We start from the raw sequence: 12,621 nt of genomic DNA on the forward strand, positions 1-12,621 counted from the left end.
TAACTGCTTAGGAACCGAATTACGTTATCTAAAGCTTTGGTTACTTGTGCTGCTTTGTAAACAGCGCCATGGTTTCAATATGTCCGGTGTGGACAAACATGTTCATTAAACCAAGTTTTTCTAGTTCAAACCCAGCTTGACAGATCACTTGTGTATCGCGAGCCAGCGTCACAGGGTCACATGACACGTATAAGACACGTTTGAACTGAGTTAGCGGTAGTCGCTGCAATACTTCAAGCGCACCCGGTCTCGAAGGATCGAGCACCAACACATCCAAACTCTCATCAAACCATGCAGCTTGGGTGATCGGTTGGGTTAAATCAAAGCAATAAAATTGCACATTATCGATTTGATTAGTTTGCGCATTTTGTTCGGCCATTGCAACCGATTGCACCTCACCTTCAACACCAATTACACTTTTTGCTTGTTTTGCAAGCACTAAAGAGAAGTTGCCTACTCCACAAAAAAGATCCAGTACCTTTTCACTGCTTGTTGGCTGAAGCCACGCCATCGCTTGGTGCAACATGGCTTCGTTCACAGCTTGATTAACCTGAATAAAGTTACTTAACTTAAATTCAAGTGTTAGGTCAAACTCGCTTAAACGATACTGTGGCAGCTGTGGATATAGCACTGGGTTTTCACCATCGTCAAATAACACCTGATACTGCTCAAGGCCCGCCTTTAAGGCATCTCGGGTAGTATCCGACAGTGCTTTAGTATGCCGAAAGAGCACAAAATTATGATTATCCGCTTGGCACAGTTGAATATGACTGATCAACTTAAATTCACTTAATGAGCCCGCTAGGTTGTTCAGTGCAGCGAAAATACGATCAAACGGAGAAACCAACACATCACATTGTTCAATATCAATGATGTTTTTTGATTGCTGTGCTCTAAACCCTAATCTCACTTTTTTGGTTTGTTTGTCATAGATACACGCGATGCGCGCAGCACGACGATAATGAAGCGGGGAAAAAGTAATAGGCGGATACCAAGGAACCTGAGCTATATTTGCAAAGCGTGCAAATAGCTTCTCAACTGCGTGCTGCTTTTCACTAAGCTGACCCTCAACAGCTTGATGCTGCAAACTACAGCCACCACACTGTGTATAGTGCGGACAAAATGCTTGCGTCCGCTCAGGTGAAGCCTCAATTACCTTAGTGACTTTGGCTTCTAATAATTTCGCTTTAGCCTGCGTAACTTGTGCCCTTACTCGCTCACTGGTCAATGCGCCGGTAATAAAACACACTTTACCATCGTGACGAGCAACACCCCTGCCCTGATGATCCATTGACGCTACTGTTAGCTCTATTTGCTTTGACGGCTTAACGGCTTTCTTAGCACGAAAAATCTGTGCCATTGGGTTCCTCATTTGTTTGCTTATCACGTCGGTAAAAGATACTCTTAGTTACAGATTTCTCTGCACTTTTTTGACCCTATGACAAAATTAAACCTGCGTGACAGTATTTTATTACTCACACTCTTGCCAACCCTATTAGTTGGCTTGCTACTTGGTGGCTATTTTACTATAAATCGCTACGTAGAGCTTGAGGAAATTCTGATAAGTCAGGGAAATCGCATTGCAGAGTCGCTGGCAATGTCGGTGGAGTACCCAATCGAAAAACAAGACAAAGCCCATCTCCATCGTATTTTAAGCCAAGCCCATAATAAACATGCTCCACTGGTAAAGAGTATTGCACTATTTGATAAACAAAATCAGTTGATCCTCACCAGTAACTATCATAGCAACTTTGATAAACTGCATTACTTTGGTGAGGTAGAAAAATTACAAACCACAGAAGTATCAACGCTAAAAAATACCTTTGTTTTTTATTCTCCTGTCAAAAACCATTTAGCCAAAAAAACGGATTGGCATAGCGCAGAGCCTGCAACTCTCGCAATACTGGTCGTCGAAATAAGCAAAGATCAAGCGCTTATCTCGCAACAACGCGCATTGATCTTAAGTGCCATCGTGATCATTTTTTCATTTTTACTGAGCATTATGTTGGCGATGCGACTGTCACGTATGTTGACTAAACCCATTGCGAACTTGATTTTAGCCACCGATAAACTCAATGAGGGTAAACAAGACATTGCTATTAATGAACCGATGCGCGGTGAATTCGAGTTACTGCGCCAAGGCTTGATTGTGATCGGTAAAAAAATGGCGAATCAAAAAGATGAAATGCAAAAACACATTGATCAGGCCACCAGTGATTACCGCGAAACACTCGAACAGTATGAAACACAAAACATCCAGCTCAACATCGCTAAAAAAGAAGCGCAAGACGCCAACCGAGTGAAGTCTGATTTCTTGGCCAAGATGAGTCATGAATTAAGAACACCACTCAATGGCGTTATCGGCTTCACACGCCAGCTCTATAAAACGCCACTAAATAAACATCAAAAGGACTATTTAGACACCATCGAGCTATCGGCCAATAGCCTACTCACTATTATCAGTGACATTCTCGACTTCTCAAAGCTAGAAGCGGGTGCGATGGAGCTAGAAAATATCCAGTTTGAATTACGTGATGCCGTGAATGAAGTGATGACGCTGCTAGCCCCAAGTGCGCACGATAAACAACTAGAATTCTCTATTTCGGTGAACCGCCAAGTACCAGACAACTTGATTGGTGACCCAACCCGCTTTAAACAAGTACTGACCAATCTTATCAGTAACGCCATTAAATTTACTGAAAAAGGCTCAGTCAAGGTGGATATCAACCACCGCTTGATGGACGAATCCCAATCTTCACTGCTAGTTTCGGTCAGTGATACTGGGGTAGGTATTGCCCAAGACAAGCAAGACGCCTTGTTTACGCCATTTGCTCAAGCAGATACCAGTATCACTCGTAAGTTTGGTGGCACGGGCCTTGGCCTTATCATCACTAAACATATAGTCGAAGCCATGGATGGGCGGATCACCTTGAATTCCGCACCCGGCAACGGCACTTGTTTCTCATTTAATGCTGTCTTTGCCTTACCAAATCGTTTATATAATGATGATTTGCCGAGTAAACCATTAGAAAATAAACGCGTGCTTTACTTTGAACCGCAAGAACATACCCATTATGCAGTAGTGTCGCAGCTGCAAGGGTGGGACATGCAGATCACCCGCTGCTTAACCGAAGAAGCGTTTGAACAAGCACTAGCACAAGACTTTAACTATGATATTTGCCTAATTGGCTCAATGGCAAGTGTTGACCAAATGCAAGCCGTAAAAGGCTATATAAAGCAAGCTAGAGACTCTACTGATTATCTCTATTTGATGGTTAATACCGTCTCTCATAATATGCGTGAAGCGCTCATCGGTAGCGGTGCGGACGCCTGCTTAAGCAAACCTCTCAATCATAGAAAATTATGTGAAATGCTTGCAGCGCCCTATCGCTTAGATCACCCAGATATGAGTGCAAATGAGATTGAAGCTAACAGCCTGCCTTTAAAAGTATTGGTTGCCGACGACAATGACGCAAATTTAAAGCTGATCTGCACATTATTAGACGAGCAAGTTGAGGCTATTGATACGGCACATAATGGCTCTCAGGCAGTCGCCCTTTGTAAGTCTAGGAAATACGATCTGATCTTTATGGATATACAGATGCCAATTATGGACGGGATTAGCGCCTGTAAAAGTATTAGAGAATCGTCGTTAAACGAAGATACCCCAATCATTGCAGTAACAGCTCATGCGCTAGCAGGAGAAAAGGAGCAGCTGCTCAAAGATGGTTTCAGTAATTATATGACCAAGCCTATTGATGAGGATATGCTCAAACAAATCATTTGCGATCATAGCACTTCATCACCGCTTGCCAGACAAAAGCATGTGGCAAATCAGCAGCACAGCGTGCCTCCTTTCGAGAGCCAAATGTTGGATTGGGGATTGGCGCTGCAACGCGCAGGGAACAAGCCTGATCTTGCGCTTGAAATGCTGAATATGCTGCTCTCTAGCGTCCCTGAAACATTGCAACAACTTGAATCAGCGCAGGATGCTGAGGATTTGAGTACGCTACTCAAAGTAGTGCATAAATTTCATGGTGCCTGTTGCTACACCGGCGTACCAACACTCAAGAAGTTAGCAGAAACCATAGAGACGAGCCTCAAACAGGAAAGGCCGTTGAGCGATATTGAGCCTGAACTATTTGAATTAGTAGATGGCTTAACCCTGTTACTTAATGATGCTCAGCCAAAACTTAAAGGGTAAGACTAATTAACCTGAGCTTCGGATAATCAATCAAGTGCGAGTGAGCTTCCCATACAGGTAGTCTCAACACCATACGCTTAGTCGCACAATAACACCTACCTATGCGCGGCAACCGCTTTACTTTTTACAAAACGGTTGCCGACAATTTATTACATTTTCTCACAGTACTTACCGCTCCCTTGTAACAAACTTATTACATTCTAAATCTTGCTACTTTTTTAACCCACGAAAGGAATTCAGTATGTCTACTTGCAAGTCAACACTCATCATAACTACAACATTAACCTTATTTGCTTCTGCTTTTTGTCATGCGATTGAGCCACAGTCAGATGAATGGCAAGTTCGTTTAGGAGGGGGTGCCGCCGCTGCCGATTTACCATGGAAAGGTGTTGATAGTGAACTTATTTCAATTCCTATCATAGATATCCAAAAAGGAAACTGGTTTATCAACAAAGATAGCCTAATTGGATATCGCTTTCCTATCACGGAGGACATATCTGTGTATTCGGGACTTGGCTACCGTGAAGACGGCTATGATGGCGTATTTAGAGATGCAAAATCAGAAGATGAAATCTTTACCGGTTATGATTCACCTGATGGTGATGTGACTGTCAATTACGGGATCACGTATTTATGGTTTACTCTTTCTGGTCGTAGTGATGTTTCAAATAACTCAGACTCAACCACCGCAGCGCTCTCTGTATCCATTCCGTTTTATAATAATGGCCGGGGATTCAAAGTCTCCATTGTAGGTAGTGCTGAGTGGCAACAATCTGACTACGTCAATTACATTTATGGGATCAGTGGTGATAATGTTGATGTTAGCCGTGGCCGGGTCGGCTATCTCACGTCAGATGACGCCATTAATATTTCTGCTGGCATTACAGCACATTACCAATTAAAAACCCAACTTAGTCTTGTTGGCGGGATAACCCGTACTAAGCTTGATGATGTGATTGCAGACAGTCCACTCCTTGACCGTGATACAAGCGATGTAGCCTACGCTGGACTCGTTTACCAGTTTTAATATCAATTGAATTAATTCTCTAATCAATTTGAAGAGTGAAATAGCATATTAGCGTCGTTAAAAATTTCTCATTTAGAGCAAAAAACACAAAAAAACCCAAGGCAAGCTTGGGTTTTTCTATTCAACAGCAAGGTGCTTTAATCGCCCTCACCGTTTTCTGTTTCTTGGTTATGCAATTCAAGGCTTGCTGACATTGCGGCTTCGCGTGTCGATTTAGCCGAGTCATTACGCATTTCATCAATATGGTTGAGATAATTTTGGTCGACATCACCGGTGATATACTGACCATCAAATACTGATGTTTCGAAGCGAGAGATCTCTGGGTTCTCTTGTCCAACCGCAGCAATCAAGTCACTTAGAGACTGATAAATCAAGCCGTCAGAGCCAATGCTCGCATTGATATCTTCTACTTCTCTGCCATGAGCAATTAACTCAGATGCCGAAGGCATATCTATTCCATAAACGTTCGGGAATCTAACTTCAGGTGCAGCAGATGCAAAGTATACATTCTTAGCACCGGCCTCTCTGGCCATTTCAACAATTTGCGCCGAAGTCGTGCCACGCACGATTGAGTCGTCTACAAGCAGTACATTTTTGCCTACAAATTCGCGGTCAATAGCATTGAGCTTACGACGCACTGACTTTTTACGCATTTCTTGACCAGGCATGATAAATGTGCGGCCAATATAACGGTTCTTTACAAAACCTTGACGATATGGAAGCCCCAGAACAGATGCAATCTCTAGAGCGATATCACATGATGTTTCAGGAATTGGGATCACTACATCGATGTCTTTATCGCCCCACTCGCTGGCAATTTTCTCACCGAGTTTAGTTCCCATATTCACGCGCGTTGCATATACCGACATTTTATCGATATTTGAATCCGGACGGGCAAAGTAAACAAACTCAAAAATACACGGCGCAAGGGTCGTTTTTGCAGCGCAGATCTGTGAGAAAAACTCGCCATTTTCAGTCACATAAATTGCTTCTCCTGGCGCAACATCACGCACAAACTCAAAGCCATCAGTTGCTAGCGCTACACTTTCTGAGGCAAACATATATTCCGTGCCGCGCTCTGTTTCCTTTTTACCAAACACAAGCGGTCGAATACCATGCGGGTCTCTAAATGCCAAAATACCGTGCCCGATGATCATCGCAATACTTGCATAACCACCAGATACAATCGACACAACTTCAGTCACTGCGGTAAACATATCTTCAGCATCTAGCTTCATCTTATCCGTTTTACCAAGCTCATGGGCTAGGATGTTAAGTAGGATCTCTGAATCTGATGTTGTATTAACGTGACGGCGAGCTTGAGTAAATAAGCGCTCTTTGAGCTTTTCTGCATTGGTTAAGTTGCCATTGTGCGCAAGCGCAATACCAAATGGAGAGTTTACGTAGAAAGGTTGCGCTTCTGCCGAGCTTGAAGAGCCTGCGGTAGGATAACGCACATGGCCGATACCAATGTTGCCCTGAAGGCGTTTCATGTGCCTAGTATGAAATACATCTTTTACTAGGCCGTTTGCTTTTCTTAAGCTAAACGTATTGTTGTCAATGGTAATAATGCCAGCCGCATCTTGGCCTCGGTGTTGCAAAACAGTTAAGCCATCATAAATCGCCTGATTAACAGGAGATGTTCCGACTATCCCAACGATACCACACATTAAAAATTTCCTCGCCGATTAACGGTTTACTGAATTTAAAAAGCTGGAGTTATGCTCGAGGTAAGAAAAAAACCACTCGATCACAAAACCAAATTCAGGAATTAAGTTTGATGACTTCCACCATTGCGTACTTGGCGCGCTGGTAAATGCATCAAGGAAAAAGAGTAAGGCGCTAACGACCAACACACCTCTAAGTCCACCGAATACTATCCCAAAGATCCTATCGGTGCCTGAGAGACCCGTTCTTTGAACAAGCTCACTCAAGACATAGTTAACAAGCCCACCTAACATTAAGGTCGCAATAAAGAGTATGGCTATCGCGGCTGCATTTCTTAAAAGGGGTTCTGAAATGAATGTAAGGAAGGTTGCGAGATATTGATAAAAGATACTAGAGATGAAAAAGGCGCCGATCCATACGACAAGTGACATCGCTTCTTTGACAAAGCCTCGAAGCAAGCCAAAGATAGTCGACAAACCAACAATACCAGCAATGGTGTAATCAACCCAGATCATAGTAACCAATAAGTCGTTAATGTGGGGCGCATTCTAAAAGGTTTGGCAACTAAATGCCAGATCATTTTGTCACTTCAAATTGTGTCAAACGACCATTTAACTTAGTTAATTTCTTTAATTCTGGTAACTTAGCTTCAAGTTCTGCTTTATTTAAATCTGGACCAACAAACACTTTTGTTAAGGTTCCATTCGGGGTTTTCACCGGCTTTGTAAAGGTTTTAAAGCCGTTGTCTGCCAACTTTTTTGTCAAGGCATCAACATTAGATTTATGCGAGAAGCTTCCTAACTGAATAACATACGCCATCTGCGAAAAATTAGAAGTTTCTGGACGAGTAAGCTTAGACACTTCTACCTTTGCGGTTTGTGTAACTGGCTCAGCTTGAGTTTGGGTAGACGGCTGAGATTGCTCCGTCGTGGCCACTTGCGACTCAGGTTCCTGTAGTTTTTCATCATCCGCACTAATATCTTCTGTCGTCTCCTTGGGGAGTTCTGGCGCAAGATTCGCCTGTGCATCGACTTTCTCTTGTAAATCTATAGTTTTAAACTCAGGCCGCTCAGGTATCGCTTTAAACCCTTCTTTATAGTGGACTTTTTCACCATCGAGAATATTTGGAATAAAGATCACTGCTGCTACTACAACAATACTAGTTCCAACAAGGCGGTTTATAAATACTGAGTTCACAACTTTACTCTCTACTAAAGGGTTAATCTCTACACTTTGGTACTTGCACCTAGTGGCCAATTGTATCTAAGCGAGCTCCCACGCAACAACGTTAACCGTTCCTATCTTATCCTAAATAAAAACGAGCATAGCCGCTTGAGATTTACTCGCTTCAACTTCTAAAACTGTGAGCGCGATTGGCTCTAGGCTTGGACCGACTTTTGCCAATATTCCATTGTTTCTGCGACAGTTAAAAAAGAGCCAAATACAATGAGTATATGCCCCTTACTAAGCTCACTGAGCTTTACCTCAAGCGCGTTGGAAACACTATCAAACAAGGTTACATCACTCTTAACACTTAGCAATGGCTGCAGATTTTCAGCACGCTCTCCTCGCGGTCCGTAAAGAGAAGCCAGACTCCAACTATCAACAAATGGTGCTACGGCATTTAACACATTGGCTTTGTCTTTATCCGCAAGCATAGCGGCTAAGGCATGAATTTTAAACCCTTTTTGCTTGAGTTCTTGCAACTTAGTAGCCAAATATCTTGCTGATTCAGGATTATGTGCAACGTCGAGATAGACCAAAGGGTTATCGCTTAGCTTTTGAAAGCGGCCTTCCACTTGAATAGTTGCAAGGCATTTTTTTACCACTTCATAGTCAGGAAGTAAGCCCAATTTAGCCAACACAGTTAATGCCGTTGCTGCGTTCTGTGCTGGGATATTAGGATTGTCAAAATACCAGTCATAATCCTGATACTGCCATCTAAATTGTGACGCCAGCGGTGTAAACCAAAACTCACGTTTTGCTAATACCATATCAGCCGCAACTTCTTGACCATAGTTGGTAACGCTATGAGGAATATCTAGATCGCCAACAATAGCTGGAGTATGGGGGCGGAAAATACCGGCTTTGTGCTCCCCGACAGAGTCTCGAGTATCTCCCAGAAATGCCTTATGATCTAAATCAATCGTGGTAATCACAGATGCGATGGGCGTGACAATATTTGTGGCGTCGTTACGTCCACCTAGACCAACTTCTAAGAGAATATAGTCGACTTTACAGCGCTTAAAAATACTCAATGCGCCAAGTGTATCAAACTCAAACTGGGTAAGTGAGATATTTTTACGTTGATCGTCAATCTGCTTAAACGCGTCAATATGATACTGTTCATCCAGCTCAGCACCGTTCACTCTGACACATTCTGTATATCGAATTAAGTGGGGAGAGGCATAAGTGCCAACAGAGAAGCCCTGTTTAAGCAATAGCGTTTCAAGGCAACGTGCAGTAGTACCTTTTCCGTTTGTACCACCAATTAAAATGATTTTACTAAATGGCTCAAGTAGCCCTACTTGATCAGCGACTTGCCTAATACGCTCAAGCCCCATATCAATCGTTTCGGGATGAATAGCTTCTAAATAACAAAGCCAATCATCAAGGCTTGATGATTGGCTAGGCTGTTTAACTGTCATAGTTTAAGTAGCTCAACTCAAAAAATTTACGCTACTCTATGCTCTTGTTCAGTGGAAGGCAAGTCCATAAATTTAGCCAAGATACGCGCTAACGTATCACGCATCTCACGGCGGTCAACAATCATGTCGATGGCACCGTGTTCGAGCAAGAACTCACTACGTTGGAAACCTTCAGGTAACGTCTCACGAACCGTTTGCTCGATAACTCGAGGACCTGCAAAGCCGATCAGCGCTTTTGGCTCTGCGACATTAATATCTCCAAGCATCGCCAATGACGCAGAAACACCACCCATTGTTGGGTCGGTCAATACCGAGATAAATGGCAAGCCTTTGTCACTCATTTTAGCTAACGCGGCACTGGTTTTTGCCATTTGCATTAGCGACATAAGTGCCTCTTGCATACGTGCACCGCCCGAGGCCGAGAAACAAATCAACGGCATGTTATGCTCTAAACAAACGTTCACTGCATCCACAAATCGAGCGCCTACCACCGAGGCCATAGAGCCCCCCATAAATGAGAACTCAAAGGCAACCGCAGCAACTGGGATACCTTTAACGCGGCCTTTCATCGCCACTAGCGCATCTTTTTCGCCACTGGCTTTTTGCGCCTGCACAATGCGATCCGAATACTTTTTCGAATCTTTAAACTTCAGTACATCTTGTGGCTCATGCTCCACGCCTAACTCTTGACGATCTGCATCGTCCAAGAAGCTCTCAAGACGCTTACGCGCCGTTATACGCATATGATGGTCACATTTAGGACATACGTTTAACGACTTTTCTAATTCCGCTTTGTATAGGATTGAATCACAATCTGTACACTTCGCCCAAACCCCTTCTGGGATCTCTTTTTTACCAGAAGATTTAGTGGTTTTAGGTAAGATCTTTTCTAACCAACTCATTTGCAACTCTCTATCGTGCTTTATTCTGTTCCGTCAGCAAAGACAGACATCTTTTCCCAATTAAATCATGATTTAGCTATCGACGATATAAAAAACTGGTCTTAAGAGTACAGGGTAACGCTTTATTATTACGGTTAGATTAGCTCTTCAGGTAAAAATAAAGGTCCCAGCGGCATTTTGTCGATATTCCATTGCGCTGGATAATCAACATCAACCAAGTAAAGGCCATTCGGCTTCGCCGTTGCACTTGCTAAAGTGCGGTCTTTTGCAGCTAATAGTTCCGCCATCCATTCAGGTTCTTGCTTGCCAACCCCAATATCAAGCAAACAGCCAGTAATGTTTCGCACCATGTGGTGTAAGAACGCGTTTGCTTTTATATCGATCACAATATACTTGCCGATCCGCTCCACCTCTAGATGATGGATATTCCGAAATGGAGTATTGGACTGACAATGCACCGCCCGAAAAGAAGTAAAATCTTGCTCTCCAATCATAACCGGACACGCCGCTTTCATTCTTTCAACATCGAGTTCATGGTGAAAGTGCGTTACACCACTACGTAAGATCCCAGGTCTGTATGTATGGTTATAAATCACGTAGCGGTAACGGCGTGCCGTGGCAGAAAAACGTGCATGAAACTCAGGGTCTACCTCTTTGGCAAACCGAACCGCGATATCATCGGGAAGCTGTGAGTTCATCCCCAAGGTAAAGGCGCTCATGTCACGAGCCGACTCGGTATCAAAATGAATAATTTGCCCTGTCGCATGCACACCTGCATCTGTGCGCCCTGCACATGTGATCTCAACCGCATGGTTACAAATATTCGAGAGCGCTTTTTCTATTTCTTCTTGGACACTGCTAACATGGCTTTGTCTCTGCCATCCACTATAATTTGCCCCATTGTATTCAATGCCTAACGCTACTCGCATACTTCTTCTATCGCAACCCATAACAAAAATGCCATTTTATGCGATTGCTCATGTGAATTAAAGCGCTTAAATAAAAAGGAGCGGCTGCCAAACTCAACTGTTTGTTGTTTGGCAGGCAAATGCGCGACTAATTTCGTGCGAAGACTAAGAGTTTGTGAGGTTAGACTTTAGTGATTCAGCCTCAGCTTGAACCGAGTCTGGGCCATTTTCAATGACGTCGTTCAGCGTAGCAATAGCAGAGTCATAATCCTGAATTTCGATGTACGCCTTTGCTAAATCCAGTTTTGCTGCGAAGCCTTCATCCTCTAAGTCAACGTCAGTGGTATTTTCACCAGCGAGTAACTCATCAAAGTCACCTAAACCAACATCCATATTGGCACCAACATAAGGCTCAACGTCGGTGTCTAGATCATCGCTTTGATCTAGAAGGTCTTCTATTTCGAGATAGTCTTCTGCACCGTCAGCACCTGTATCTGTAGACGGTTGTGGGTTGTCTTCTGAGGCGAGTTCATCTTGAAGTAGACTATCAAAATCCACCTCGAAATCTTCACTATTGGTAGCATCAAACTCCGCAGGAGAGTCCAGTTCGCTGAGTAGCGCGTCAAAGTCTTCCTGCGTAAAGTCAGCCATAAATTCTTTTTCAATTTCGGCTTCATCTACCTCTGGTATTTCCGTCTCGGCTTCTGGTTCACTTAATAGTGTATCGAGATCATCTTCATCCGTTAACTCTGGAATTACTTGCTGTTCTGTCTCTAAGTTAGGCTCACCTTCGTCCTCAAGTACATCCTCTTCCGTGAATTCAGGTAATTCATCGTCACTAAAACCTGAGAACGCTTCTTCAGGCTCTGAACCGACCAACGCATCCTCACCAAAATCGACCTCGAGTTCAGGGAATTCATCTTCAAGATCCGAGTCTTCATCTACACTCGCTTCTAGTTCCTCTTCTACCGAGTCATCGAGTAGTGCCTCTTCGTCGAAATCCGTTTCTAGTTCAGGTAACTCGTCTTCGCTATCCAGCTCTGGTGTTTCGGCTTCTGGTTCGCTTGCTAGCGAGTCATCGAGTAGTGTCTCTTCGTCGAAATCGGCTTCAAGTTCAGGTAACTCGTCTTCGCTATCCAGCTCTAGTGTTTCGGCTTCTTCACTTGGCGCTTCCGCTTCTAGCTCGCTTTCTAACGCATCGTCAAGTAGTGCCTCTTCGTCGAAATCGGCTTCTAGTTCAGGTAATTCTTCTTCGCTATCCAGC

The 12,621-nt window shown here is 43.5% G+C and carries 10 protein-coding genes; 2 read left to right on the forward strand and 8 right to left on the reverse strand.

Annotated elements, in window-relative coordinates; all coding sequences use genetic code 11:
- Positions 1–40 precede the first annotated feature (40 nt).
- Positions 41–1,360 (reverse strand): 23S rRNA (uracil(1939)-C(5))-methyltransferase RlmD, encoded by a 1,320-nt coding sequence (gene rlmD, locus CEX98_RS02905; protein ID WP_099640631.1) that lies wholly within the window; start codon positions 1,358–1,360, stop codon positions 41–43.
- 78 nt (positions 1,361–1,438) lie between these two features.
- On the opposite strand from rlmD, the gene barA reads away from it, so the two are divergent.
- Together barA and CEX98_RS02915 are read left to right on the forward strand one after the other, a co-directional pair.
- The gene (barA, locus tag CEX98_RS02910; RefSeq protein WP_099640632.1) at positions 1,439–4,204 is read left to right on the forward strand and encodes a two-component sensor histidine kinase BarA; all 2,766 of its coding nucleotides are present in this window, start codon (positions 1,439–1,441) and stop codon (positions 4,202–4,204) included.
- A 241-nt stretch (positions 4,205–4,445) separates the two neighbouring features.
- Entirely contained in the window at positions 4,446–5,231 is a 786-nt protein-coding gene (locus CEX98_RS02915) for a MipA/OmpV family protein (protein ID WP_099640633.1), read from the forward strand.
- 137 nt (positions 5,232–5,368) lie between these two features.
- Here the strand turns inward: CEX98_RS02915 and purF are convergent, their stop codons facing one another.
- The 7 genes from purF to CEX98_RS02950 form a co-directional block, all read right to left on the reverse strand.
- Entirely contained in the window at positions 5,369–6,901 is a 1,533-nt protein-coding gene (gene purF / locus CEX98_RS02920) for an amidophosphoribosyltransferase (RefSeq protein WP_099640634.1), read from the reverse strand.
- 18 nt (positions 6,902–6,919) lie between these two features.
- Positions 6,920–7,414, reverse strand: coding sequence for a CvpA family protein (locus CEX98_RS02925; RefSeq protein WP_099640635.1), 495 nt, complete (start codon positions 7,412–7,414; stop codon positions 6,920–6,922).
- Positions 7,415–7,475: 61 nt separating this feature from the next.
- Positions 7,476–8,096 (reverse strand): SPOR domain-containing protein, encoded by a 621-nt coding sequence (locus tag CEX98_RS02930; RefSeq protein ID WP_099640636.1) that lies wholly within the window; start codon positions 8,094–8,096, stop codon positions 7,476–7,478.
- Between the two features lie 182 nt (positions 8,097–8,278).
- Positions 8,279–9,547 (reverse strand): bifunctional tetrahydrofolate synthase/dihydrofolate synthase, encoded by a 1,269-nt coding sequence (gene folC / locus CEX98_RS02935; protein ID WP_099640637.1) that lies wholly within the window; start codon positions 9,545–9,547, stop codon positions 8,279–8,281.
- 26 nt (positions 9,548–9,573) lie between these two features.
- Positions 9,574–10,449 (reverse strand): acetyl-CoA carboxylase, carboxyltransferase subunit beta, encoded by an 876-nt coding sequence (accD, locus tag CEX98_RS02940; protein ID WP_099640638.1) that lies wholly within the window; start codon positions 10,447–10,449, stop codon positions 9,574–9,576.
- 134 nt (positions 10,450–10,583) lie between these two features.
- On the reverse strand, positions 10,584–11,378 hold the full coding sequence (gene truA, locus CEX98_RS02945; protein WP_099640639.1) for a tRNA pseudouridine(38-40) synthase TruA: 795 nt from the start codon (positions 11,376–11,378) through the stop codon (positions 10,584–10,586).
- A 144-nt stretch (positions 11,379–11,522) separates the two neighbouring features.
- The coding region (locus tag CEX98_RS02950; RefSeq protein WP_277948906.1) for a FimV/HubP family polar landmark protein at positions 11,523–12,621 on the reverse strand (1,099 nt) is incomplete at its 5' end.

It is taken from the genome of Pseudoalteromonas piscicida (assembly GCF_002744175.1).
GTDB lineage: Bacteria > Pseudomonadota > Gammaproteobacteria > Enterobacterales > Alteromonadaceae > Pseudoalteromonas > Pseudoalteromonas piscicida_B.

Bases quoted from the DNA above. Each gene is read 5' to 3' on its own strand.
- accD (WP_099640638.1), bottom strand. From the start codon at position 10,449: ATGAGTTGGTTAGAAAAGATCTTACCTAAAACCACTAAATCTTCTGGT.
- purF (WP_099640634.1), bottom strand. From the start codon at position 6,901: ATGTGTGGTATCGTTGGGATAGTCGGAACATCTCCTGTTAATCAGGCG.
- folC (WP_099640637.1), bottom strand. From the start codon at position 9,547: ATGACAGTTAAACAGCCTAGCCAATCATCAAGCCTTGATGATTGGCTT.
- CEX98_RS02915 (WP_099640633.1), top strand. From the start codon at position 4,446: ATGTCTACTTGCAAGTCAACACTCATCATAACTACAACATTAACCTTA.
- barA (WP_099640632.1), top strand. From the start codon at position 1,439: ATGACAAAATTAAACCTGCGTGACAGTATTTTATTACTCACACTCTTG.
- CEX98_RS02925 (WP_099640635.1), bottom strand. From the start codon at position 7,414: ATGATCTGGGTTGATTACACCATTGCTGGTATTGTTGGTTTGTCGACT.
- rlmD (WP_099640631.1), bottom strand. From the start codon at position 1,360: ATGGCACAGATTTTTCGTGCTAAGAAAGCCGTTAAGCCGTCAAAGCAA.
- truA (WP_099640639.1), bottom strand. From the start codon at position 11,378: ATGCGAGTAGCGTTAGGCATTGAATACAATGGGGCAAATTATAGTGGA.